A 24,666-nucleotide genomic window follows, 5' to 3' on the forward strand; every position below is an offset into this window, starting at 1 on the left:
TACTGTACAACTCTTGCATTCCACAACAAAAAGTAATATTATAATAAAGTTGTCTTTTTTTATCGGAGGCATCCGACGTGGTTCGAAACCATCCCACGTAAAAAAACTAAGGAGAGGATTAATATGAATATTAGAACTATTTCCATTAGCGGGATTGTGGCTGCACTTTATATTGCTGTCACCTTTTTAGTACAACCGCTTGCTTTCGGTGCCGTACAATTAAGGTTATCCGAAATGTTTAATCATTTAATTGTTTTTAACAAAAAGTATTTTTACGGTATCGTAATCGGTGTATTTTTAGCAAATCTATTATTATCACCGATGAAAGTATTAGACATCACTTTCGGTGTTGCCCATACCGCTATTTCTTTAGCTATTGTTATTTTCCTTGGAAAATATGTAAAAAACATTTGGGCACGAATGGTACTAAATTCCCTTGTATTTAGTTTCATGATTTTCATCGTTGCTTGGGAACTAAAGATTGCCTTCGGTACTCCATTTTTTGAAACATGGGGTGTACTAATACTTGGTGAAATTGCTGTTATGTTAATTACAATGCCAATTATGTATGCAATTCATAAAGGTGTTCATTTTGATAAATTATTTAAAAAATAAATTAAAAAGCTATCCGATAGGTTTTTAAATTTAACCGATGGATAGCTTTTTCATTATAAAATATGGGATGCGATGATTCGATCTAATTTCCGAATATCGACTTTTTTATTTAAGTTCAACTTAAATTTCCCTGTACGAGTCCAAAATTCAATTTCTGCATTAAAATCGAGTCGACCAGCGTTTTCTGATGAGTACATATCAATAGACTTAAATGGGATTGTATAAATTTCTACCTTTTTCCCCGTAATTCCTTGTTTGTCTGCGATTATAAAACGTTTATTCGTTATAACTGCAACATCACGAACCGTCCGATAAGCAACTTCAGGTATTTCCCCTTCAACTAACACTTCTTGAATTTCTTCAGGTATTGGAACTTCCTCATAAAACGTCCATTCCATAATTGCACCTACATCCGTCATCCTATTTCCTCCTATTTAACCCTTTCAACAATAGTATGTACAACTTTTTTTGCGGTTTCCCTTCCATTTTCAATACAGTCAGGAATCCCTGCGCCATAATACGAACATCCAGCGATAAATATTCCAGGAAAATTGTTTTCTAAAATTTTTTCCAGTTTTCCTACCGTTTCTGGATGTGATGTTTGATAGGTAGGCATTTGATCCATCCATTTCGTAATATTACATACGATTGGTTTTTCTTTTAACTGTAAACTTTTTTCTAAATCAGATAGCGCTATACCGATTAGTTCTTCGTTACCCATTTCCTTAATTTCCGCAAAGCGAGGATGGTTATTTTTATAAAATAAGCGAACAAGGAGATTGCCATTTTTTGATGTATGCTTCCATTTACGGCTTGTCCACGTACATGCACCACAAATTAAAGATTCATTTGGTGTCGTAATAAACCCTGTTCCATTTTCAGGTAAAATTTCATCCGGAACATTAAACCCTAAATAAACAGTAATAATGGAATTCATCTGGAAGTCAGAAAAGACCTCTTTTAATTGTTCATTAGCAAAAAGATTTTCTGCTTTATTATGTGGAATACTTAATACAATATAATCAGCCGTTACTTCAGATTCGTTGTTAAATCGGACCACATATTTGTTATCTAGGCTTACAATCTCTACCGCCTCATGACTTAGCATTATTTCTGTCCGTGTTAACTGTTTTTCGAAGGCATCTATTATTGTTGATAAACCTTTTTGGAATGAGAGGAATTTTTTCTCGTTATTCCCTAAAAAGCTTTCTTTATTCTTCTCGATACCTTTTAAAATACTTCCGTAACGTTCCTTATATTCTAATAAATAAGGCATTGTTGATTGAATGGACAAGTCATTCAAATTCCCAGAATAAACACCTGATAAAACAGGTGCTATTTGTTTTTCTGTTAACTCTTTTCCTAAATAATGGGTTAAAAATTCACCAATCGAATCGGTACCAATAAACTTCCGATCATTTGTATAGTAGTCCTTTAAAGCTTCAATTTTTCCTTCAGCCGATACTAATTCAGATTCGACAAGGGCACGGATACTTGCAGGAATACCAAAAACCGAATCTGCTGGAATTTGTTTTAATTTTCCATCAACAAATAAATAGGACGTTCCGACTGAATTGTACACAACTTCATCCTGAATACCTAATTCTTCAATTAACCCAGTAGGAACAATTTTACGCGAAACAATTGAATCCGCACCCGTTTCCATAATGAAATCATCTTGCTTTTCTGTGCGAATTTTCCCACCTAATTTGGAGGATGCTTCCGCCAATACTATGTTTACTTCTTCTTGTCCGTTAAATTGTTTTTCTAATTCATAAGCGGTAGATAATCCCGTTATACCTCCGCCAAGTATTAAAACTGTTTTCAATTCTCTTCCCCCTCTTGCCGAAACTGATCAATTAATTTTTCTGCCGCCCGTTGATACAGGCTGCTCATATGAGATAAGGATAAAATCATTAACAGTTGCTTTATGTAATCGGAATCCGGATCTACTATTTTTTCTGCCGCTTCCGTTACTTCCCCCGCTTTAACTTTAAACTCTTTCTTGAAGCGTTCATCTTGTTCCAAAATAAGATTTGTATGTGCTTCATATAAATCATCTAAAGCAAAGTTCTCATTCACAACTTTTTTATTTAATTTTTCCAATGCAACTTTAATATCACTGATTGTGATTGTTCCTTTTAATTGATAAATAAAACTAATTAATAAGAGATGTTCTTTAGAATACTTTTTGTTTTTTATCGGGAAAAACAATCTCCCTTTTGCATAATTATTAATCATCGTTTTTGTTAAAATTTTATCTTTTGAATCCCGTTTTGTTTTAGCATACTTTTTTTCAAATAGTTGAATTACTTGATCCATATATAAATCAATTTCAGGTATATCCTCCAACTTTAAATAATCGTTTAAACCTAAATCATCTAAAAATTTATCTATATTATTCACTTTACCCCTCCGGATATTATTTGTATGTAGAATTTCAATGAAAATCCTTTGTATTTATTGTTACATAAATTTTACCTTTTTTATTTTTATATGTAAATGTTGACTAGATGATAAAATCATTATATGATTGTAAGTAGTTTTAATAACTACGTTAAATAGTAAAGGATGTCATAAAATGGAAAATTATATTCGTGAACCTATTAATAGTTTGACACATTTGTTTGGTGCTGTACTTTCAGTCTTTGGATTAGTCGCTTTAATTATTAAAGCTTGGTCAACATCTGGAACCGGTTTAGCAATTACCGCCGTTACAATCTTTGGAATTAGTATGATTTTGCTATATGCTGCTTCAACGACTTACCATTGGGTTAAGGCTAAAGATGCTGTTATTCGCTTTTTCCGTAAACTCGATCATTCGATGATTTTTATATTAATTGCGGGAACGTATGCACCGTTTTGTTTAATCGCTTTAGAGGGGCCGATTGGATGGAGTTTGTTTGCAGTAATCGCTGGGATGGCCGTTTGTGGCGTTATTTTTAAAATGGTTTGGTTTAAATGTCCACGTTGGTTAAGTACTTCCCTTTATATCGGAATGGGATGGATGGCCGCTTTCATTATTTCACCGTTATCAAAATCGATTGAAACAGGTGGAATTGTTCTACTAATTTTAGGTGGACTATTTTATACAATCGGCGGGATCATTTATGGAACGGAACCGAAATTTTTAAAGTTTAAAAACTGGGGATTTCATGAGATATTTCATATTTTTATTCTCCTTGGCAGTTTAGCACATTTCTTAAGTATCTATTTATATGTGTTGTAAAAAAACCTTTAAATTTAAAGGAAGATGTGGGAAGTTAGTATGCAACCGTTCCGACATCTTCCTTTTTCATTGTTCGGACAAGCATTCTATAAGCACTTCTTGGGCTTAAACTACTCAAGTTCTGTTCATATAAGCGTTCTATGAACACTTCTTCTCCCTATTTACCAAAAGTTCTGTTCATATAAGCGTTCTATGAGCACTTCTTCGGCCCAATCACCAAAAGTTCTGTTCATATAAGCGTTCTATGAGCACTTCTTCGGCCCAATCACCGAAAGTTCTGTTCATATAAGCGTTCTATGAGCACTTCTTCGGCCCAATCACCGAAAGTTCTGTTCATATAAGCTTTCTATGAACACTTCTTCTCCCTATTCACCAAAAGTTCTGTTCATATAAGCGTTCTATGAACACTTCTTCTCCCTATTCACCAAAAGTTCTGTTCATATAAGCGTTCTATGAACACTTCTTCTCCCTATTCACCAAAAGTTCTGTTCATATAAGCGTTCTATGAGCACTTCTTCTCCCTATTCACCAAAAGTTCTGTTCATATAAGCGTTCTATGAGCACTTCTTCTCCCTATTCACCAAAAGTTCTGTTCATATAAGCGTTCTATGAACACTTCTTCTCCCTATTTACCAAAAGTTCTGTTCATATAAGCATTCTATGAACACTTCTTCTTCCTATTCAACGAATGTTCTGTTCATATAAGCGTTCTATGAACACTTCTTCAGATCTTTGACCAAAAGTTCTGTTCATATAAGCGTTCTATGAGCACTTCTTCGGCTTATTCATCAAAAGTTCTGCTCACACAAGTATTCTATTAACACTTCTTACTCATATAAACTGAAAGTTCCTCTCATACAAGTGTTCTATAGACACTTATCGAATTAAAATATCCAAATTAGGCGTTGGATAGCAATTCTACAAATACATACTTTAATTTTTTACCCAAAAAAATATCGGGAGCCCATTAAATCAGACTCCCTAATCATAAACTCAGAAAAAATCACCGTTGCCCTTGATTTATTTACTTTGCAATTGTCTTTCCCGCTCTCTTAATTCTACCCGACGAATTTTCCCAGATGTCGTTTTTGGTAATTCCTCAATAAATTCAATTTTTCTCGGATATTTATACGGTGCTGTCAACGTCTTTACATGTTCTTGCAGTTCCTTCTTCAACGCTTTCTTATCTGTATTAACTGAATCTCTCAAAACAATATAGGCTTTTACAACATTACCACGTTCAGGGTCCGGGCTAGCTACAACAGCACACTCCCTTACAGCTGGATGTTTCGTTAATGCGTCTTCTACTTCAAACGGACCAATCGTATAACCAGAACTAATGATAATATCGTCACTCCGGCCTACATACCAGAAATAGCCATCTTCATCTTTCCTCGCCTGATCGCCAGTTAAATACCAATCGCCACGATAAGCCTGTTTTGTTTTTTCAGGATCTTTATAATACTCTTTGAAAAGTGTTGCTGTACTATTATGAACTGCGATATCACCAATAACCCCAGGTTTACAAGGCTCACCATCTTCATCAATAACTTCAATTTTATAGCCAGGAACAGGTTTTCCCATTGAACCTTCTTTTATTGCCATTTCTGGTAAAACACCGACTATTAACGTATTTTCAGTTTGACCATATCCGTCACGAACCGTAATATTAAACTCCTTTTTAAATGTTTCAATTACTTGTACGTTTAATGGTTCACCTGCCGATACCGCGCTCCGAAGATTACGTAAATCATATTTTGATAAATTATCGAGCTTGGCCATAAAACGGTATTCTGTCGGCGTACAACATAACACATTAATCTTAAAATCTTGTAATAACTCTAAATACGTTTCTGCATCAAAACGACCTCTATAAACAAAGGCAGTTGCACCTAGACCAAGGGTTGAAACGAACGGACTCCAAATCCACTTTTGCCAACCTGGCGCTGCCGTTGCCCACACTAAATCTCCTTCCTTTATATCAAGCCACTGTTTTGAGGCGATTTGTAAATGTGCATAGGCCCAACCATGATTATGTACAACTGCCTTTGGATTTCCTGTCGTACCAGATGTATACGGTAGCATCGACATATCATCTCTACTCGTTTTCGCGCCAGTAAACGTAGTACTTTCACTCACCGCTAATTCAGATAAAGAAATCCATCCTTCTGTTTTTTCATGCCCAATCGTAAGTTTAAAATTTAAAGTAGGCGTCACTTCCTTAATAGCATCAATTTCAGTCGTTAAATGATTGTAAACAATAACTCCTACTGCCCTGAGTGATTAATGCCATACGATAAATCTTGTGCACGAAGCATTTCTGAACAAGGAATGACTACAATCCCTGATTTAAAACATGCTAAATAAATATAATAGGACTCAAGGACTTTTGGAGAGATAATTAAAACTTTGTCTCCCTTTTTAATCCCAAGATTTGTTAATGCATTAGCATACTGATTCATTTTTTCAACGAGTTTTCCATAAGTAACTTCTTTAACTTCACGTTCTGCACTTACCCATTTAATTGCTATTTTGTTTGGATCTGTAGCATATTTTTCAACCTCTTGCGTGAAATTATAATATTGTGGTGCCACTAAATTCTCCATAATATACCCTCCCTAAATACTGAATTATCAGTTAAAATTATACAATATTTTAATATTTTTGAATATTAATAACCACCTTTTTAAAAAATCCCATTTGAGAACCTATTTATTGCGATTATATTTATTATCACTCAATATTTTGACATTCACTAAAAATTCACTTATTGTTAAAAAGAAAATAAGGAGGGAGTTTTATGGCTTTACACCATTTTTATTTAAAAGCACATTGGCCCGGCCTACGAAATGATGTTGGTGAAATTGAATCAGGTAATTTAAAGACGAAAATTTCAATTCCAACAGAAATGGACGGACCGGGTGTTGGCACGAATCCAGATGAAATGCTATTAGGAGCTGCGGCTACATGTTATATCATTACATTAGCTGCCATGATGCAACGAAGTGGTATTGAAAAAGAAGATTTACATATGGAATCAGAAGGAATTGTCGATGTGACAGACGGTGTATTTACATATAAAAAAATAATTCATCGGCCAACGATTGTTTTAAAGAAAGAAGCTACAGACCGGGAGAAAAAACTTGTCCAGCGCCTTGCTGAAAAAGCAGAGACATCTTGCATGATTTCTAGAGCTATCCAAGGGAATGTTGAATTGGAATTAGAGGTTACAATTAAGTAAAATAATGTTTTGATAAAAAAACATATTACAAAAATAGGACTGCATTTATTTTGCAGTCCTTTCTTTTCAACTATTTTAATGTCCGTCTTAAAAATGCCTTCGTCCGTTCTTGTTTTGGATTGTTGAAGATTTGTTCTGGTGGGCCTTCTTCTGCAATGACACCTTGGTCCATGAAGACAACGCGGTCAGATACATCTCGTGCAAAATCCATTTCATGTGTCACAATGATCATTGTTAATCCACTGTCAGCCAAGTTTTTCATGACATCAAGAACATCACCAACCATTTCCGGATCAAGTGCTGATGTTGGTTCATCAAACAGCATCACATCGGGGTCCATACTAAGTGCACGGGCAATAGCGACCCGCTGTTTTTGACCCCCAGATAATTGCTTCGGTTTTGCGTGAATGAATTGATCCATTCCGACAAGCTTTAAATATTTTAATGCTTTTACTGTAGCTTCTTCTTTTGAACGTTTTAATACTTTCATTTGTCCAACGATACAATTACCTAGTACATCTAAATTATTAAATAAATTAAAACTTTGGAAAACCATCCCCATTTTTGTTCGGTGTTGGTTAACATCTTTCATATCTTCTAAAATATTCGTACCTTCAAAAATAATTTTCCCGCCACTCGGTTTTTCTAATAAATTTATACAACGGAGTAAGGTTGATTTCCCTGATCCGGAAGAACCAATTATACTAACAACCTCACCCTTATTAACAGAAAAATTAATGTCCTTTAATACTTCACGTTCACCAAAAAATTTGCTCAAATGCTGAATATCAATAATTGTTTCAGTTTGAGTATCTGCTGGTTGAGCTAATGTATCCATTTATAACCTTCCTTTCAAAATAAAGCACTTATTCCTTAAACTTAGGTATATCAACTTGCATTTGATTACCTACTAAATTGAAATTATCAGGACCATCCAATTTCCGTTCTAATAATCGTAATATTCTTGTCACAGTAAAGGTCAAGATTAAATAAATGATTGAAGTAATAAAGAAGGTTTCAAAGAACATGAAGTTTGCGCCGGCAATCGTATTAGAAGCGAAGAATAGTTCAGATACAGAGATAACATTTAAAACCGATGTATCTTTAATATTAATGACAAATTCATTTCCTGTCGCAGGCAATATGTTACGGATCGTTTGTGGTAAAATAACATTCATCATCGTTTGGAAATGGTTCATTCCAATAGCATGGGCAGCTTCAAATTGTCCCTTATCAATTGATAAAATACCACCACGAACAATTTCCGCCATGTACGCACCTGTGTTTACAGACACAATTAAATATGCTGCTGTCATATTATCAATATCTATTCCAAAGGCTAAATCTAATCCATAAAAAATTACCATAGCCTGTACCATCATCGGTGTGCCACGAAATACTTCAATATAAAATGAAAGTATCCAATTGACAATTCGTAGAAAAATTCGTTTCACTCGACTATCAGGTGTTGGAATGGTCCGAATGACACCTATAATTAATCCTATAATTGAACCGATAATCGTACCTACGATGGCAATTAATAAAGTAACGCCCGCACCTCTTAAAAAAGCGTCCCAATTATTAATAAATATATCGGCAATTACCTCAAAATTCATAGTAAATTCCTCCTAGTGTATAAACAGGAGGATGCCCTATTTGGCAATTCCAAATAGGACAACCTCTTAAAAATTATTGTGCCGCTGGTTGATTACGGATTGCATTATCCATAATTTCTTCACGTTCTTCTTCAGAAATTCCAGCTAATATTTCATTAATTTTTTCAGTTAAGTCACTGCCTTTCTTCAATCCTACTGCAATGGCTGTGTCTTCATCTGATGTTTCAAACCCTTCTTCAAATTCAACAAAGGTAAATTTATCATTCGCTGCTGTTGCTGATACTGCTTCTGGACGTTCAGAAACATAACCATCAATTTTTCCAGTTTCTAATGCTACACGCATTGTTGAGAAATCATTCATTGCTTGTTGTTTGTCCACACCTTCAATTTGGTCAATTACTGTATAGTGGAATGTATTTAACTGTGCTGTAATTTTTGCACCACTAAAACCTTGAATTGAAGTAGCATTTTCATATGGACTTCCTTTTTGAACTACCATAACTAAATCAGATTTATAGTAACTATCTGTAAAGTCAATTGCTTTTTTACGATCTTCAGTAGGGGACATTCCAGCAATAACTGCATCGATTTTCCCAGAATTTAATGAAGGAATAAGTCCTTCCCAATCAGTTTTTACAATTACTAATTCTTTTCCAAGTCCTTCAGCAATTCGTTTTGCAATTTCAACGTCATAACCGCCAGCATACTCATATAAACCGTCGATTTTAATAGCACCGTTGGAATCATCTTTCTGGGACCAGTTAAATGGTGGATAGGCAGCTTCTAGACCTACAACAAACGTATCCTTTTCGTTAGAACCGGAATCGGAACTACCTGATTTATCCCCTCCACCACAAGCTGCTAAAAATCCAACTACAAATAAAAGTGCAATAAATAAAGATAATTTCTTTCTCATCTATTCCCCTCCTAATAGTATTTTTTACCAATATATCTCTTAACATGATATATATATTACTTTTCATTCGTTTTTTTAAACGAAAAAACGACCTGAGGTGAACTCAGGCCGTTGACATCCAATTTTTGTTGTACAACAAGTCCCCCCTACTTTTCCCTAAATGAGATAGCACAACTCAGGTATACGGGATGAAATACCTGAGACAGTCTTACAGATATTCTCTGTAAGCCCAGCAAGTAATACTGAGAAATATTACAAGCTTCGGCGATATTTCCTTCTCCTTAGATTCATAGCGTTCTCAAGCTCCCCTAAGGACTGTTAAATACCGCGCCTCTACCTCACTGGTGTAGTGAGGATTCTATTAAATTGACAAAAACCATATTACAACTTAACTACTTTTTTGTCAACCAATAAAATTAATGGGAAAATTTTAAAATACATATAATTATCTTTATAAACTAGGGTTTCTCTTATTTTTAAAAAGCCATCCCATTATATGAGACGACCTTTTAAATTACTACTAAGCGACTTCTCTTCTCGCCATTTCATTTAATTGAGGTTGAGGAATCTTCCATAATTCTGTCCACTTTTTAATAGCGAAGACAAGAATAACAACCCCAAGAACTAACATGATGATAGAAAGAATACCGTTTAATACGTTATAACCACCAGCTTCTGGATTTAAGTATACATTTGTAATCATCCAGTAACCAGCAACCATAACTGTTACAAATAAGTATGCTAATGGAATTAAACAAGTTAACATGTAGCGACGTTTTTTAGCGATTTTAAGAATAACTGTTGCTCCAACGATTAATCCGATTGAAGCCATTAACTGGTTTGATACCCCGAACAGTGCCCAAACGGAACTAATATCTCCTGATAATAGTAGATATCCCCACATTACACAGGCAAGCGCACTGGCGAAAATATTTGCTCCAAGGGAGTTCATATTTTTCAACGGTTTAAAGAAGTTACCACCGAAGTCTTGGATTAAATATCTGGCCGTTCGCGTTCCTGCATCAATCGCGGTCAATATAAACACAGCCTCAAACAATATGACGAATTGATAGAAGAATGAAGCTAAGTTTTCAAACCATGGAATCGCAGTAAAGATTTCTGTCATACCAACAGCAAGTGTTACCGCTCCACCTGTTCTTCCTTCTAAATCCATTTCTACTTTTTCTTCAAGTTCCGCTAAGTGAACCGTTTCCATTCCTAATTCTGCATATTTCTCAGGTGTTGAGTTAATTGCAAAGTAATCACCAGGTTGTAATGATACCGCTGCAATTAAAGCCATAATTGCAACAACACACTCTACTAACATACCACCAAACGCAACTGGTTTTGCATCTGCCCAACGGTTAATCATTTTTGATGTTGTACCAGAACTAACGAATACGTGGAAACCAGAAATTGCACCACAGGCGATCGTTATGGAAATAAATGGCCATACTGGACCTGTTACAACTGGTCCCCCACCAAGGAATTCAGTAAACGCCGGGAATTGAACTGTAGGATTAATGAACAGAACCCCAACGATTAATGCACCGAAAACCCCAACCTTCATAAATGTACTTAAGTAGTCACGAGGTTGTAATAATAACCAAACTGGTAAAGCTGCTGCAAAGAAAGCATAGATTGGAAGAATAATTGCTAGAGTACTACTTTCAAGTGTTAATATATCTCCTAACCATGTACCTTCTATATGTTGACCGAATATAACGGCTACCATAATTAAGGTAAATCCGACGATAGACGCCAGTTTCAAATTACCAGTCTTTCTATGATAAATTCCAACGGCCATTGCGATTGGAATTGTAATACCAACTGCAAATGTTCCCCAAGGGTTTCTTTCAAGAGCATTTAATACTACTAAAGAAAGTCCTGCCATTGTAATCGTAATAATAAATAACATTGCTAAACCAGTACAAAAACCAGCAACAGGACCAAGCTCTTCTTTCGCAATTTCAGAGAATGATTTACCATCTCTACGCATTGCTGCTACTAGTACGACTAAATCGTGAACTGCTCCCCCGATAACCGCACCGATTAATAACCAAAGTAAACTAGGTAAATAACCGAATTGTGCTGCCAGGATCGGACCAACTAATGGACCTGCAGCAGCAATCGCCGCGAAGTGGTGTCCAAAAGTAACCCACTTATTAGTCGGGACGTAATCCTTTCCGTCATCATGTTTATGGGAAGGCGGTTGCATTTCTTTTTCCAATTCTTGCACTCGTAAAACTTTTGCCGCCATGAATGTACCATATAAACGATAGGCAATCATAAGAATACAGATAGATCCAATAACGATTGTAACCGCATTCATTGTAATTTTTCCTCCTCTGTCTTTAGTTACGTTCAATGCCATTTTACAAAATGAAAACGCTCTTTTATGTTTTTCATCGTAACTTGCAAGATTGAAGAGGTGAAAAACAGTACACAAGTGATAAAATGCAAATTTTGTTGAAAAAATGTTATAAATTTGTCACAAATGACTTATAAATTATATACCAATAAAACTTTTTAATGCTTTTGCATACGTTCTACTAACCGGTATTTTCGAACCATCTATCATTAATAAGTTATATGTCGAATTAAACCACGGTTCTATTTCCATAATTAATTCTGTATTCACGATAAAACTTCGGTGAACTTGTAAAATTGGATAATTTTCTAGCTTTTTAGCTAATCCAGATAATGTTTCAGTTACTATATACTCATTATTAACCGTTTTCAATTTTATCTTACCTTCTGTAGCCTCTAAATAAACAATATCAGCTGGATTTATTAAAACAATTCGTTCATCTATATTCAAAGCTAATTTTTCAGTTTTTTCAGCTTTCACATTACTTTTTACCGCTTCTTCATTCTCCCCCTGTTTCCTCATACTGTTTACTTTATCCAATGTTTTTTTAATTCGTTTTTCATCATATGGTTTTAACACATAATCGACTGCATTTGTATCAAAGGCTTGTAATGCAAATTCATCATATGCAGTTACAAAACAAATTGCAGGGACAGTTTGCAACTCGTCCAATTTCTTCGCCAACGTCAATCCGTTTTCTTCATCAAGCTGAATATCTAAAAATACGATATCTGGTTGAATAAGAGCAATATCTGTAAAAGCTTCTTCAATATTGTCACTTTCACCTAATACTTTAACTTCTTTTGTTCGATTTAATATATATTTCAATTCATCCCTTGCTAGTGGCTCATCGTCGACAACAAAGGCTTTAAGCATTAATAACATCCCCTTCCCTTTTAATTGGTATAGTAATTGAGATTTTTGTTCCTACTTCTTCTATACTTTCAATGTTCATACTTGCTTGTCGGTTATATAAGCCTTTTAAACGTTCAAATATATTAAAAATCGCCGTTCCATTTCCTTTATTCGAAGGGACAACTTTTTTCCCAAGTTGATTCAATTTCTCACTAGCTATCCCTTTTCCATTATCCTCGATGACAATATTTAATAAATTATTTTCAGGATATATCCGAATGTAAATATCTCCTCTATTTTTACTTCCTGGAAAACCGTAATTCACCGCATTTTCCACAAGGGGTTGTAAAATAAATGGTGGGACTAAGCAGTTTTCAACTGTCGGTTCCACTTGAAAATGAAATTGAAATTTTTCAGGAAATCTCGTCTGTACTATCGCAATGTAAGCATGAACAACTTCAATTTCCTTTTTTAACGGTAGAAATAGTTTTCTTGCACCGTGAATATTCCCACGGAAAAAGGAACTTAGCTGTAACAATAACTCACGAGCCTTTTCAGGGTTCTTACGACAAAGGGCAGAAATTGTATTTAAACTATTAAATAAAAAGTGTGGATGGATTTGCGAGTGTAGCGCCTTAATCTCGGCATCCTTTAATAATTTTGCCTGTCTTTCAACTTCAACAAGTTCTAATTGAGTTGAAAATAGTTCTGCTAACCCATTAGCTAAATGCTCTTGAACTTGATCTAACTTTGCTGGATTCTTATAATACAATTTCAATGTCCCAGCAATTTTATTTTTCACCTTTAAAGGAATTACAATCGCTGCGTTTAAAGGACAATCATGTTCCCAACAGCCAATTTGTGCCTTTGAACGTGCGACATCCACTTTCCCCGTAATAAGTACTCGATTCGTTAGTTTTGTTTCCGGTTTCAAAAATGGCTTATGATGGTCACTTGCTGTACCAACATGGGCTAATACCATATGTTCATCTGTTATCGCCACCGCATCAGCTTCTGTCTTATTAAGAATGATTTCAGATATTTTTTTACATGAGTCAATATTTAGACCTTCACGAAAGTAAGGTAAAGTTTTGTCCGCAATCGAGAATGCTGTATCCGTTTGCAAAACACGCATGCGAACATCTTCTTTCTGTGCATGTTCGATAATGAACATAAATAACATCGTTCCTAACCCATTAATCACAATCATTGGGAAACTGATTTGACCCACTAATTCTAAAGCAAGGTGATAAGGTTTTGCAATTAAAAGAATAATAAGCATTTGTAGAGACTCCATAATCATTCCGATTAAAACAGCAAATCCTACGGTAATTTTCTTTCCAGCTTGTCTTCTTTTTTCACCTAAATATCCTGCAACACCCCGGCAATAATTGTTGAAATTGAACAGGCAAAAGCGGTAAAACCACCTAAAAAGTAACGATGAATACCGGCGATTAATCCTGCACCCATACCGACAACAGGTCCACCAATTAAACCGCCAATCACAATCCCTAACACTCTTGTATTTGCAATAGCATCGTCATTATCGATAAAAGAATGCCAGCTTAAATATTCTGTATTTCTATCAAAAACCTCTATGCCCGTATAATTACTAATGATGCCAAATAGTCCAAATAGAAATAGCAATAATACTTTATCCTTTTGACTTTGTTCGTTTTGAATAATTTTTCGAAAAGAACGCAGTTGTGAAAGCAAGAGTGCAACAATAAGAATAATACCTATCTTTTCAATCATAAACGGTACGAGGGTAAACATATTAATCCTACCTATCATGTAAATAGTTTTTTTGTTTCTACAACTATAGTATACAGTATTTTCATAGTCTAAAGAATGACTTAAGATAACTATTTTAATAGCAAAAATTGTATATACTGAAATTTTTAACAAATAGAAATGTCATAGATTTTATTGTATAATGGTGTAGTTTTCTAAAAGGACACATATAAATAATTGCTTATCTTTTACTACAAATAAGAAACTGAATAAAGGAGAATTTTCTATGTGGTTTTTATTTGCCGTTTTAACAACTTTATCATGGGGAGCTGCTGACCTTTTCTATAAAAAAGGTTCAGACGCCAAGGATAAATACAGCCATTTAAAAGTATCGATTATGGTCGGGCTTGTAATGGGGATACATGCCTTTAGTTATATCATTATTAAAGACATTAGCTTTGATCTCTTTGACATGGTGAGATACTTACCGGTATCTGCACTTTATATTCTTTCTATGATAATCGGTTATTTTGGCTTACGTTATCTTGAACTATCCATTTCTTCCCCTGTACAAAACTCTTCAGGAGCGATTACTGCAATACTATTACTAATATTTTTCCCACAACCAATTGGTTGGTTAAATGTTCTTGGTATTGTTTTGATTACAGGTGGGGTTATTGGTTTAGGTGTTTTAGAAAAACGTGCACAATCACTTGCTTTACAATCGGATAAAGCTAAGATTGATCCAAAATACCAACTAAGTGTTTTAGCAATTACTTTCCCAATTCTTTATGCCATTATCGATGCTTTAGGTACGTTTGCTGATGGAATTTACTTAGATGAATTGCAATTAATTAGTGAGGATTCAGCACTTTTAGCGTATGAGTTTTCTTGGTTCATCGTTGCAATCGTTTGTTACATTTATATTCGTTTTATTAAGAAGGACAATTTTAACGTGTTTAAAGAACCTGTTCGTACGACAGCTGCTATTTTTGAAACTGCCGGACAATTTTTCTATGTATTTGCGATTGCAAGTAACGCTGTAATTACAGCACCTCTTATTGCATCCTACAGTATCGTATCCGTTATTTTATCGCGTATTTTCTTAAAAGAAAAACTCGACAAAGCGTATTATATTGTAATCGCCATTGTTATGATTGGTATCGCTGTATTAGGAATCGCAGAGGAATTATAATTAAGTGAAATTTTTATAAGAATCCAACGGACTTTATTACATAAAAAGGCAACCTTAACAGTATGACGAAAAAATATTTACTCACGTCGTTTCCCTGTTTTGGTTCGCCTTTTATCATTAATTATGTAGAAGTAATTGTTCAAATTCACGGGAAGGTAATGGTTTACTTATAAAATAACCTTGAATTTCATCACAACCGATTTCTTTTAATGATTTTAACTCGTACTCTTCCTCAACGCCTTCTGCAATAACTTTTAAATTTAATTCATGGGCTAATTGAATAATCGTTTTAACAATCGCCCAATCCTCTTTATGTTCATTCATTTGACATATATAGGAACGGTCGATTTTCAATGAATTAATAGAAATCATCCGTAAATAATTTAATGATGAATACCCCGTACCAAAATCCTCTCAATGAATAAAAGGGATATTTGGCAGGAAAAATGAAAAAAAGGAGGAACAATTACATGTCCTCCAACAAAATTACAAGCTATTCTTAATGTAATTTTGCTTTTTCTAATTCGCCAAGGAATTTGTCATTTAATACTTTAATATACGTACCTTTCATACCTAAAGAACGAGATTCGATAACACCAGCACTTTCTAACTTTCTTAACGCGTTAACGATTACTGAACGAGTAATACCAACACGGTCTGCTACTTTAGAAGCAACTAAAATACCTTCTTTACCGTTTAATTCTTCAAAAATATGTTCAACTGCTTCTAATTCACTATAAGATAGAGAAGAAATTGCAATTTGTACAGCAGCTTGGCTACGTGCTTCTTGTTCTAATTCTTCTGATTCTGCACGTAAAATTTCCATTCCAACAACTGTTGCACCGTATTCAGCTAAAACTAAATCGTCATCATTAAACTCCTTATCTAACCGGGAAAGAATTAATGTGCCTAAACGTTTTCCACTACCGTTAATTGGAACGATTGTTGTTAAAGCGTTCGGAACTAAATCTTGATCTTCTCTCGGGAATACTGAATATTCACTCTTTGCATCAATGTTCGCTGTTGTTTCACGGATATTGAATAAGTTATTAGTATATTGCTCGGAGAATTGTTTTTCCTCGAACAATTTACTCATTTTTTCACTTTCAATACGTTGAGGTACTTCTAAACCTAAAAGTTTTCCTTTTCTACTAACAACATAAACGTTAGCATCTATTACTTCGCTTAATGTATCTGCCATCTCTTCAAAATTAACGGGTCTTGCACCAGTACTTTGTAACAATGCGTTAATTTTTCTTGTTTTTGATAATAAGTCCACAATAAATCCTCCTATAATTTTTTATTATTATGTGTATTTTTTATTAAATTAATCATAGGACTTTTCTCTATTCTTTATCATTATAATGTCTCTATATAGGAAAATGTCGTTATCTACTTCACAAAAGTCCTAATAAATGAAAATAAATTACTACAACACCCACCCAAACACTAATAATAATATAAAATTCGACAAATTACAACAAATACATTGTGAACTTTTCGAATTGTTTAACACAGTATATTTTTGATACAGAGGGACAGGTTCCTTGTATCATTATGAAAAGTTGAGTGATTCACATCAGATTTCCTTTCAATTTACAAACATAACAAAAAAGAGAACCCCTTAAAATCGGAGTCCCCCTATTTATCTAGATTAAATAATTCTATTTAATTTCATATTAAACTGGTTGTTCTGCTATTTCTTGCTGTTCTTGCGCTGCTTCTTCATCAGTTTCTTCTACATTTGAACTTGCTGTTACAACGGAAACAATCGTTTCCTCATCTTCGTGATTTATTCTAATTGATTGAAATTGATCTCTAATATCCTCGATCTTAATTGTGTCACCAATTGCTAAACTTGTTACATCCAAGGTTATTTGATCTGGAATTTCTGTTACTCTTGCCGTGATGTCAAGTTCATGTAAAGTAAGTTGTAATACGCCTCCAACTTTTGTGCCTTCAGCTTCGCCTTCAATCACTACCGGAACCTTCGTTTCAATTTCACTTGTCCGATCGACGAATAAGAAGTCTGCATGAATAACATCTTGAGTGAGACGGTCAACTTGATAGTCTCCTAAAATTGCCTTTTTAACCGCTCCATCGATTGTTAAATCAATAACTACGTTTCTACCTTTGTCTCTTAAAAGCTTTAATAATTCTCCCTTTTTCACAGAGATCGCAGTTGTTTCTTCTTTGTTTCCATAAGCAACTGCAGGGATATAACCATTACTTCTTAATTGGTTTAATACTGATCTCCTAAAATCCTTTCGAACTTCTGCGACTAACTCTGTACTCATAGCACGTCACCTTCCGTTTTCAGAATTTTAGACATCAATATAAAATTAATTAATTGATAGTCTAAGAAGTACAACACTATTATTATAGTAAACTGTGTACTTTTTATCAAAGTTTTCGGATTTTATACTATTTTATATGAAAAAAGGCGAACAAAAATGTCCGCCTAAAAAATCTATTAACAACTATTTAATCCAAGGAAATCTCGGTAAACTAACATTTTGTGTATATTCGTCTAAATCTTTTAAAGTCTCAACAACTTTAGGTAAATCTAATACATCGATAAATTCTTCAATATTTTTAACGTCTCTTGATGCATGTTCTTGCCTTTCTTCAGGTGTACGAAGTAATGGTGTATACATATGATCTCTCGGTTTATCAAAGTATGAACCTACACCACCAGATTGAAAGGCAAATTGACTAATGGAATATTTTTTTATCGTCCTTATGTAACAAGGTTTGATAAAGGATTATCAAGCTTATAAAGACAAAAAAAGCCGCCAAGTAAATGACAGCTAACTATGTTTCTTATTCATATTAAATTTTTGTTTTTGAAAGTGCAGCTTCATCTGCAACCAATGTTACATGATTATGTTTTTTAAGCACAGATACAGGAAAATCTTCACTCACCTCGCCTTCTAATAATCGCGCGAGGGTCTCTGCTTTCTGTTCGCCAGAGACTAGTAACATAATATCTTTACTTTCCATTATTGTTTCAATCCCCATCGTAATGGCTTTTGTCGGAACTTCATCTATAGAATTAAAAAATCTCGAATTCGCTTGTCTTGTAGATTCACTTAATTCGACAATATGTGTTCTACTTGTAAAAGGTGTACCAGGTTCATTAAAACCAATATGACCATTAACACCTACACCTAATATTTGTATATCAATACGACCTGCTTCTTGAATGAGCTTTTCATAATTTTGACATTCCTTTTCTAAATCAATTTTATTCCCATCTGGAATATGGTAGTTTCCTTCTTGAATATCCACATGATTTAGTAATTTATCTTTCATAAAGAAATGGTAACTATTCGGGTCTTCTTCTGAAAGACCTACATATTCATCTAAATTGAATGTCGTAATATTTTTGAATGAGATTTTCCCCTCTTTATTCGCTTGAATTAGTTTTTCATACATACCTTCAGGTGTTGAACCTGTTGCAAGACCAAGTACAGGACAATCTATTTCATTAATTTTTTTTATAAGATAATCAGCTGCATATTGACTCATTTCTTCATAGTCTTTCACTTTCACAATCTTCATATTAAATCTCTCCCCTAAAAGCAATTTCACCACAGCAAAAAGTATATCTAATATTTAAATCATCATCAACAAGCAATAAATCCGCATCTTTCCCTACCGTAATGCTTCCTTTACGATCGTAGACTCCAATTTGTTTTGCAGGGTTCACTGATGCCATCTGTATGATGTCGGTCATTGAAACACCTTCAAGAGTATACATTCGTTTAACTCCATCACACATTTTTAAAATACTTCCTGCTAAAGTCCCATCCTCTAACAATGCTTTACCATCGCGAACAATTGCCTTTTGTCCACCTAATTCATAATTTCCATCAGGCATTCCTTTCGCTCTCATTGCATCCGTTATAAGGATTAAACGTTCACTACCTATATTATTATAAATTAACTGTAACATTTCCGGTACAACGTGGATTCCATCAGCAATTAATTCTGCTTTTAACTCTTTCAATTGAAATGCCGCTCCAACGACGCCAATATCTTGGTGGTGGATACCGGTCATCGCATTACATAAATGGGTTAACTGGCTAATCCCATAATTTACCGCCTTTTTTATACCTGTAAAACCTGCTGCTGTATGTCCTGCAGAAACATTTATTCCCGCTTTGACAAGTGTTTTAATGAATCTTCCATCATCATCCATCTCAGGTGCCATTGTAACGGTTCGAATACTATGTTCAGATATTTCTTGCCATTTCATAAATAATTCTATGTCCGGTTTTATTATATGTTGAACAGGTTGGGCACCTGCTTTCGATTTTTCGATAAACGGTCCCTCTAAATGAACGCCGAGAAGTTCCGCTTGGCCTGGCTTATTTTTATAAGAAGCCACATTTTTTAAAGCTGCTTCAATATTTTTATGTGATTGAGTGATTGTTGTTGCAAGGAAGCTTGTGGTGCCTTCTTTTGGTAAAAATTGGGCAATTGTATCCAAAGCAGTTTCAGTAGCATCCATCGTATCCGCGCCATTTGCACCATGAATATGAACGTCGACAAAGCCTGGAATTAAGTTTAGATTGGTCGCGTCAATTACTCTTACCCCAATATGAAAATTATCAGCATCAAGTAAGCTTTGTTCAGCATATATCTTTTTTATTTTTCCGCTTTCAATGTAAATACTACCGTGTATCTTTTCCTTATTTTCCAAAAAAATGTGAGCATTTTTAATATATATGTTCATAAAATTCATTCCTTTATATTGCCAACGATTTTCTAATAATAAATATAGAACAAAAGCGGTAAAATTAGGAAACTTTTTACATAAATAAAGCTTAGCGATTCGCTAAGACTTCGTTTTGAAACTAAATTTCTATTTTTTACTTTCTGCAGATGTTAACAGATAATGATCCGGTTGGATGTTATCAAATAAACCTGTATTAACAAATAAAAAGGTAAAGAATAACACTCCAATTAAATTTCCTATATATGTAGCTATCCAAACTTTAATTAAGTCTTTAACCCTTGATTTTTTCTCCAGAACTCCCATCGTTAAGTACATTGTATTACTAGTAAATAAGTCAACACCGCCAAAAATAATTGTAAGAAGAGCAAAAGAGAAGGCTAGACCAGCAAATAATAACGGTACTAGGAATCCAGATTGCGAAAATCCATCACCGATTTTAAATGCAAAGTTGCAAAAATAATTAATTCCGTGGGGATTGGTACATGGGTGGTACATGGGTGGTACATGGGGACAGGTCCAGTGTACCACTTTAGTCTCTATAATAACGAACCTGTTTTCCAAGACTCCCCTTCTAGGACAAGTAAAGCAGGAAGTGATTCTATTAATATATGTTTTATTACTATGGTGGTACAAGGAACCCGTCCCCCTGTATCCCCCTGTATCGTGCCCCTGGACCACTATAGTGGAATCTCCACAATTTCATCGGAATAAATTGTTTTTCTAAAACCATCGAGTCGAATTTTTAAATTTTTTTCAGGATCAATATTTTCGAACCGTAGTTCATAACTTCTAGTCACGTAACGATAGTTTTCCATTTCGTCCGAATAATAATCAATTTCTTCAAGTGCTACTTCATTACCTTCTTTATCAACGAGAACCGTGTCAAAATGCATATCAAAATTATCCACATACCCTTCAGCGTCATATGGTCCGATAAATATATCATCTAAATTTCCATCTTTATAATCTTCATTTGTAATTATAATATTCGTCCATTGGCCTTCTTCTTTTTTATCAACGGTAAAGGTAGAATCTCCATATTCAAAGGTATAAGGAAACTCCTTTGAAAAATCCAGTTCAAGCATCATCGTTTCATAATCAACAATATCAATATTTTTAAATTGAATTACAACATCATGAATACCCTCATTAAAAAACGGCTCGAAGGAAGTCTGAAACGCTGTCCAATTCATATCTAGTTGAAAATCGACAGAGAGACTCGAATACAGGTTCTGATTAAGCTTTTCATCATTTAATCGTAATTGGTTAAATTTCACATTTAAATTTTCCTCACTTTGTTCATCTCTATATACACTGTATCGCAACATAGTCGTAGTCGGTGCCACAATTAGTTGTTCAAACCGAAATGGTATCCCTTCAATCTCTACTTCCTTATCTAATGCATATTCTTTAGATGATTTCATCGTTACTGGTATTTCAAAATTCCATTCACCTTCTTTATATTCCATTTCGAAGTCACCATGTGTCATTGCCTCATTGTAATCTATCACTTTTTGTAAACTACTTATACTTAACTTAATTGTTCCACTATCTTCTTTAAGTGGTGGCAAACTCAGTTTTCCTTGATAAACATTCTGCCTATCACCTTTTTCTTCTTCATCAAGGAAAGGAGGATAATAAGTAGGAAAAATTGACATATTCAAAATGTCATATTGATTTTCTACATAGGCTCCATCTTCATATACCATCATATATGGATTATTTGCTTCCGTATCTTCAATTTCATATAGAATTACTGTTTGAAACTCATCAGCCACAGCTGTTTTAATGGTAATTTTTACCCCGTTACTTTCTGCCTCTAAATTCAAGAATTCACCTAAATCATTTTTTATGTATGCAAGAACTTCTTCATTATCTTCTGTCCATGTGTAATAGAGCTTTGAAAACATTCCTGATAAAATACCGTAACTTATAAATAAAACAAGGACTCCAGTTAATGAAAAAATAAAGATACTACGCTTTTTCAATTTTTTATGTTTTTCCTTTTCATGTTCAGCTATTCTTTCTTTTATCTTTTTTAAAAATCCTTCTGGCATCTTGAATACATTTCGCCATTCCGAAAGCTGAATCGTTACATCTTGAAATGTACCTAGATCTTCCTGACAGCTTTCACAATGATAAAAATGAGTTTCAAACTCAATCTTATTTGATCGCTCCATGGAGTGGCCTAAATAATCAATATAATCCTTTTGATACTCTTTACATCCATTAAAATTAGAACCATATCCGAAGGCTTTACGTAAAGATTGAATAGCTGAATGCAAATGCTCCTTCACATTCTCCTTTAAGAGTTGTAAAATTTGTGCAACTTCTTCATGAGTAAAATCATTTATGTATGTAAGGATAGCAGCCTCTTTTTCCGTTTGATTTAACTGTTGAATCGCTTTTAAAAATGCATGTTCTTCAACCTCAGTATTCGTTTTTTCTAGTTCCCTACATGTTTGTAAAAAATTTGCGATTACCCAAGACTTAAAATTCATATTATGTTTATAACGAGGAAACCCTTTATACATTTTTAAGATTGCTTTGTAAAAGAGTTCTTCAGTTAATTGTTGATTCCCTAGATAACTTAGTCCAAAGGAATATAAGAAATGCTGATGTTGCTCGACCCAATTTGTAATGGTGTCAAGGCTATTTTCACTAGTAGTTATATTTAAACTTGTTTCATTTACTTGTTGCATTTATATGGCCTCCTAGAATTTTCCCTTCATTTTTATCTATCAATCAAATTACAAATTATGAAACTTATTGTTTAACATTATAAACTTCGACTTAATTAGTCATTATTCCTTTTATTAATCAGCCCTATCTTTAAGTTAATCATTAAATGAGTGATTACTCACTTTTGTTGAGTTCCCTAAAAATGTTTTGTACAATAAACCCAAGATGAGTAAGTACTCACTTTTATAGAAAAGGAGGAGAAACTAGTGGATCACGTTATCTCAATTCAAAATTGTTAGCAAAAGCTTTACAGAATATTAACTTTGCAATTAAAGAAGGACATATTTATGGATTTATTGGTCCATCAGGTGCTGGAAAAACAACGTTAATCAAAATGATTGTCAGAATGGATGTCCCGGACGAAAGAGCCATCTACCTACTAAATCAAAAAATGCCAAACCTACAAATCCTGCAAAAAATCGGTTATATGGCTCAGTCTGATGCCCTTTACAAAGATTTAACAGGAAAAGAAAATTTAATGTTTTTTTCCTCGCTTTTTAAATTAAAAAAGCAAGAACAGAAAGACCGAATTGCCTATGCCGCAGATTTAGTTAATTTAACAGATGACCTTAATAAAAAAGTATCGTAAACTTTACTCAAGAAGGTGAAGGTTAATGAGTAGTTTTAATTTATTGGATCGTATTGCTGAAATTACTAAAAAATCGGAAAAACAAACTCCAAAACAAAAGAAGATTTTAGAAGTGGCGATTACAACTTTTGCAGAAAAAGGATATTCAAATACATCTACAGCAGAAATTGCCAAACTTGCAGGTGTTGCAGAAGGGACAATTTTCAAGCATTACGGAACAAAAGAAAATCTTTTGCTGGCAATAATGGTACCCTTTTTAAAAGATAATACCTCATCATTAGTAGATGAACTTTTTACTGAATTAATGGATGAAAAAATCTCTTTTAAACAATTCATCAGAAATTTATTGAAAAACCGTATTGAGTTCCTCTCAAAAAATAAAGAAATATTCCTCGTATTCTTTAAGGAATTTATTTATAAAGAAGAATTAAAAAAGGAACTTATTCCATATTTTTTAGAAAAAGCTGCTCCTAGGTTAAAAGAGGTAATCGAAATTGCCCAAAAGCGAGGAGAAATCATTGATAAACCAGTAATTCAAATTACTAATATGATTGCAACAACAATCGCCGGTTTTCTTATCACACGATTTGCTATACTCAACGTCGATTCCGTAAACGATAATGAAATCGAAGAAATCGTCCACCTTATCATGCATGGAATCGGAAAATAAAAGCGGTACATTGATGTTATTTAATTAACACCCTGTGTACCGCAATGTTTATTAAGTAGTTAACATTATGAAAAACTTCGAAAGAAAATCTTATAATGTTTAAATAGATTTACAAAGGCGTCTAATTGATACTGGGGACGTGTTCCTTT

21 protein-coding genes, 4 pseudogenes and 2 riboswitches are annotated in these 24,666 nt (G+C 34.0%); of the genes and pseudogenes, 6 read left to right on the forward strand and 19 right to left on the reverse strand.

Annotation, left to right across the window (positions count from 1 at the left end):
- The first annotated feature begins 71 nt into the window (after positions 1 to 71).
- Positions 72 to 116, forward strand: a riboswitch (PreQ1 riboswitch).
- 7 nt (positions 117 to 123) lie between these two features.
- Positions 124 to 615: a QueT transporter family protein gene (locus GW534_RS08015; protein WP_161920526.1), complete on the forward strand. Its 492-nt coding sequence runs from the start codon at positions 124 to 126 to the stop codon at positions 613 to 615.
- Between the two features lie 53 nt (positions 616 to 668).
- Here the strand turns inward: GW534_RS08015 and GW534_RS08020 are convergent, their stop codons facing one another.
- Genes GW534_RS08020 through GW534_RS08030 form a run of 3 tightly spaced genes read right to left on the reverse strand, consistent with a single transcriptional unit; the run spans position 669 to position 3,021 of the window.
- A complete protein-coding gene (locus GW534_RS08020) occupies positions 669 to 1,034 on the reverse strand; it encodes a PH domain-containing protein (RefSeq protein ID WP_161920527.1) in 366 nt (121 codons plus the stop codon).
- Positions 1,035 to 1,045: 11 nt separating this feature from the next.
- A complete protein-coding gene (gene hemG / locus GW534_RS08025) occupies positions 1,046 to 2,443 on the reverse strand; it encodes a protoporphyrinogen oxidase (RefSeq protein ID WP_161920528.1) in 1,398 nt (465 codons plus the stop codon).
- On the reverse strand, positions 2,440 to 3,021 hold the full coding sequence (locus GW534_RS08030; protein ID WP_161920529.1) for a DUF1836 domain-containing protein: 582 nt from the start codon (positions 3,019 to 3,021) through the stop codon (positions 2,440 to 2,442). Before GW534_RS08030 ends, hemG begins: the two co-directional genes overlap by 4 nt.
- A 175-nt stretch (positions 3,022 to 3,196) precedes the next feature.
- Between GW534_RS08030 and trhA the strand changes: the two genes are divergently transcribed.
- Positions 3,197 to 3,844, forward strand: a complete 648-nt coding sequence (gene trhA, locus GW534_RS08035) for a PAQR family membrane homeostasis protein TrhA (protein WP_161920530.1) — start codon at positions 3,197 to 3,199, stop codon at positions 3,842 to 3,844.
- A gap of 1,020 nt (positions 3,845 to 4,864) precedes the next feature.
- Here the strand turns inward: trhA and mbcS are convergent.
- Positions 4,865 to 6,450 (reverse strand): annotated as a pseudogene (gene mbcS / locus GW534_RS08040) (acyl-CoA synthetase MbcS).
- 194 nt (positions 6,451 to 6,644) lie between these two features.
- Here mbcS and GW534_RS08045 point away from each other — a divergent pair.
- Complete coding sequence (locus GW534_RS08045; protein ID WP_161920531.1) at positions 6,645 to 7,085, forward strand: OsmC family protein; 441 nt, start codon at positions 6,645 to 6,647, stop codon at positions 7,083 to 7,085.
- 70 nt (positions 7,086 to 7,155) lie between these two features.
- Here GW534_RS08045 and GW534_RS08050 read toward each other — a convergent pair whose 3' ends face one another.
- From GW534_RS08050 to GW534_RS16775, 7 genes and pseudogenes are all read right to left on the reverse strand, one after another.
- Positions 7,156 to 7,923 (reverse strand): amino acid ABC transporter ATP-binding protein, encoded by a 768-nt coding sequence (locus GW534_RS08050; RefSeq protein WP_161920532.1) that lies wholly within the window; start codon positions 7,921 to 7,923, stop codon positions 7,156 to 7,158.
- A 28-nt stretch (positions 7,924 to 7,951) separates the two neighbouring features.
- Positions 7,952 to 8,701, reverse strand: coding sequence for an amino acid ABC transporter permease (locus tag GW534_RS08055; RefSeq protein ID WP_161920533.1), 750 nt, complete (start codon positions 8,699 to 8,701; stop codon positions 7,952 to 7,954).
- A gap of 73 nt (positions 8,702 to 8,774) precedes the next feature.
- Positions 8,775 to 9,617 (reverse strand): transporter substrate-binding domain-containing protein, encoded by an 843-nt coding sequence (locus GW534_RS08060; protein ID WP_161920534.1) that lies wholly within the window; start codon positions 9,615 to 9,617, stop codon positions 8,775 to 8,777.
- A gap of 158 nt (positions 9,618 to 9,775) precedes the next feature.
- Positions 9,776 to 9,961: riboswitch (Lysine riboswitch) on the reverse strand.
- 176 nt (positions 9,962 to 10,137) lie between these two features.
- Positions 10,138 to 11,949: a carbon starvation CstA family protein gene (locus GW534_RS08065; protein ID WP_161920535.1), complete on the reverse strand. Its 1,812-nt coding sequence runs from the start codon at positions 11,947 to 11,949 to the stop codon at positions 10,138 to 10,140.
- Positions 11,950 to 12,126: 177 nt separating this feature from the next.
- Positions 12,127 to 12,864, reverse strand: coding sequence for a LytR/AlgR family response regulator transcription factor (locus tag GW534_RS08070; RefSeq protein WP_161920536.1), 738 nt, complete (start codon positions 12,862 to 12,864; stop codon positions 12,127 to 12,129).
- On the reverse strand, positions 12,857 to 14,053 hold the full coding sequence (locus tag GW534_RS08075) for a histidine kinase (protein ID WP_407670454.1): 1,197 nt from the start codon (positions 14,051 to 14,053) through the stop codon (positions 12,857 to 12,859). The genes GW534_RS08070 and GW534_RS08075 overlap by 8 nt, the downstream gene beginning before the upstream one ends.
- Positions 14,054 to 14,062: 9 nt before the next feature.
- Positions 14,063 to 14,637: pseudogene (locus tag GW534_RS16775) on the reverse strand (LytS/YhcK type 5TM receptor domain-containing protein); the annotation flags it as partial.
- A 226-nt stretch (positions 14,638 to 14,863) separates the two neighbouring features.
- Here GW534_RS16775 and GW534_RS08080 point away from each other — a divergent pair.
- Positions 14,864 to 15,772, forward strand: a complete 909-nt coding sequence (locus tag GW534_RS08080; protein ID WP_161920537.1) for an EamA family transporter — start codon at positions 14,864 to 14,866, stop codon at positions 15,770 to 15,772.
- Between the two features lie 117 nt (positions 15,773 to 15,889).
- On the opposite strand, the pseudogene GW534_RS08085 reads toward GW534_RS08080, so the two are convergent.
- The 8 genes and pseudogenes from GW534_RS08085 to GW534_RS08120 form a co-directional block, all read right to left on the reverse strand.
- Positions 15,890 to 16,174 (reverse strand): annotated as a pseudogene (locus tag GW534_RS08085) (EAL domain-containing protein); the annotation flags it as partial.
- Positions 16,175 to 16,271: 97 nt separating this feature from the next.
- Positions 16,272 to 17,051, reverse strand: a complete 780-nt coding sequence (gene codY / locus GW534_RS08090; protein ID WP_161920539.1) for a GTP-sensing pleiotropic transcriptional regulator CodY — start codon at positions 17,049 to 17,051, stop codon at positions 16,272 to 16,274.
- 400 nt (positions 17,052 to 17,451) lie between these two features.
- Complete coding sequence (locus tag GW534_RS08095) at positions 17,452 to 18,069, reverse strand: 50S ribosomal protein L25 (RefSeq protein WP_161920540.1); 618 nt, start codon at positions 18,067 to 18,069, stop codon at positions 17,452 to 17,454.
- A 183-nt stretch (positions 18,070 to 18,252) separates the two neighbouring features.
- Positions 18,253 to 18,429 carry a hypothetical protein gene (locus tag GW534_RS08100; protein WP_161920541.1) on the reverse strand — a complete coding sequence of 59 codons (177 nt, stop codon included), beginning with the start codon at positions 18,427 to 18,429 and terminating at the stop codon, positions 18,253 to 18,255.
- A 175-nt stretch (positions 18,430 to 18,604) separates the two neighbouring features.
- Positions 18,605 to 19,336, reverse strand: coding sequence for a glucosamine-6-phosphate deaminase (gene nagB / locus GW534_RS08105; protein ID WP_161920542.1), 732 nt, complete (start codon positions 19,334 to 19,336; stop codon positions 18,605 to 18,607).
- 1 nt (position 19,337) lies between these two features.
- Positions 19,338 to 20,513 carry an N-acetylglucosamine-6-phosphate deacetylase gene (gene nagA / locus GW534_RS08110; RefSeq protein ID WP_161920543.1) on the reverse strand — a complete coding sequence of 392 codons (1,176 nt, stop codon included), beginning with the start codon at positions 20,511 to 20,513 and terminating at the stop codon, positions 19,338 to 19,340.
- Between the two features lie 129 nt (positions 20,514 to 20,642).
- Positions 20,643 to 21,044, reverse strand: coding sequence for a formate/nitrite transporter family protein (locus GW534_RS08115; RefSeq protein ID WP_210253471.1), 402 nt, complete (start codon positions 21,042 to 21,044; stop codon positions 20,643 to 20,645).
- 149 nt (positions 21,045 to 21,193) lie between these two features.
- On the reverse strand, positions 21,194 to 23,218 hold the full coding sequence (locus tag GW534_RS08120; protein ID WP_161920545.1) for a DUF4179 domain-containing protein: 2,025 nt from the start codon (positions 23,216 to 23,218) through the stop codon (positions 21,194 to 21,196).
- 272 nt (positions 23,219 to 23,490) lie between these two features.
- On the opposite strand from GW534_RS08120, the pseudogene GW534_RS08125 reads away from it, so the two are divergent.
- Positions 23,491 to 23,844: pseudogene (locus GW534_RS08125) on the forward strand (ATP-binding cassette domain-containing protein); the annotation flags it as partial.
- Positions 23,845 to 23,872: 28 nt separating this feature from the next.
- Positions 23,873 to 24,517, forward strand: a complete 645-nt coding sequence (locus tag GW534_RS08130) for a TetR/AcrR family transcriptional regulator (RefSeq protein ID WP_161920547.1) — start codon at positions 23,873 to 23,875, stop codon at positions 24,515 to 24,517.
- Positions 24,518 to 24,666: the final 149 nt, after the last annotated feature.

Origin of the sequence: Pallidibacillus pasinlerensis, assembly GCF_009996845.1 — a bacterium.
GTDB lineage: Bacteria > Bacillota > Bacilli > Bacillales > Caldibacillaceae > Pallidibacillus > Pallidibacillus pasinlerensis.

Bases quoted from the DNA above. Each gene is read 5' to 3' on its own strand.
- GW534_RS08095 (WP_161920540.1), bottom strand. From the start codon at position 18,069: ATGAGTACAGAGTTAGTCGCAGAAGTTCGAAAGGATTTTAGGAGATCA.
- GW534_RS08100 (WP_161920541.1), bottom strand. From the start codon at position 18,429: ATGTATACACCATTACTTCGTACACCTGAAGAAAGGCAAGAACATGCA.
- trhA (WP_161920530.1), top strand. From the start codon at position 3,197: ATGGAAAATTATATTCGTGAACCTATTAATAGTTTGACACATTTGTTT.
- GW534_RS08050 (WP_161920532.1), bottom strand. From the start codon at position 7,923: ATGGATACATTAGCTCAACCAGCAGATACTCAAACTGAAACAATTATT.
- nagB (WP_161920542.1), bottom strand. From the start codon at position 19,336: ATGAAGATTGTGAAAGTGAAAGACTATGAAGAAATGAGTCAATATGCA.
- GW534_RS08055 (WP_161920533.1), bottom strand. From the start codon at position 8,701: ATGAATTTTGAGGTAATTGCCGATATATTTATTAATAATTGGGACGCT.
- GW534_RS08080 (WP_161920537.1), top strand. From the start codon at position 14,864: ATGTGGTTTTTATTTGCCGTTTTAACAACTTTATCATGGGGAGCTGCT.
- GW534_RS08070 (WP_161920536.1), bottom strand. From the start codon at position 12,864: ATGCTTAAAGCCTTTGTTGTCGACGATGAGCCACTAGCAAGGGATGAA.
- nagA (WP_161920543.1), bottom strand. From the start codon at position 20,513: ATGAACATATATATTAAAAATGCTCACATTTTTTTGGAAAATAAGGAA.
- GW534_RS08060 (WP_161920534.1), bottom strand. From the start codon at position 9,617: ATGAGAAAGAAATTATCTTTATTTATTGCACTTTTATTTGTAGTTGGA.
- GW534_RS08075 (WP_407670454.1), bottom strand. From the start codon at position 14,053: ATGATTGTGATTAATGGGTTAGGAACGATGTTATTTATGTTCATTATC.
- GW534_RS08045 (WP_161920531.1), top strand. From the start codon at position 6,645: ATGGCTTTACACCATTTTTATTTAAAAGCACATTGGCCCGGCCTACGA.
- GW534_RS08020 (WP_161920527.1), bottom strand. From the start codon at position 1,034: ATGACGGATGTAGGTGCAATTATGGAATGGACGTTTTATGAGGAAGTT.
- GW534_RS08120 (WP_161920545.1), bottom strand. From the start codon at position 23,218: ATGCAACAAGTAAATGAAACAAGTTTAAATATAACTACTAGTGAAAAT.
- GW534_RS08065 (WP_161920535.1), bottom strand. From the start codon at position 11,949: ATGAATGCGGTTACAATCGTTATTGGATCTATCTGTATTCTTATGATT.
- GW534_RS08015 (WP_161920526.1), top strand. From the start codon at position 124: ATGAATATTAGAACTATTTCCATTAGCGGGATTGTGGCTGCACTTTAT.
- GW534_RS08130 (WP_161920547.1), top strand. From the start codon at position 23,873: ATGAGTAGTTTTAATTTATTGGATCGTATTGCTGAAATTACTAAAAAA.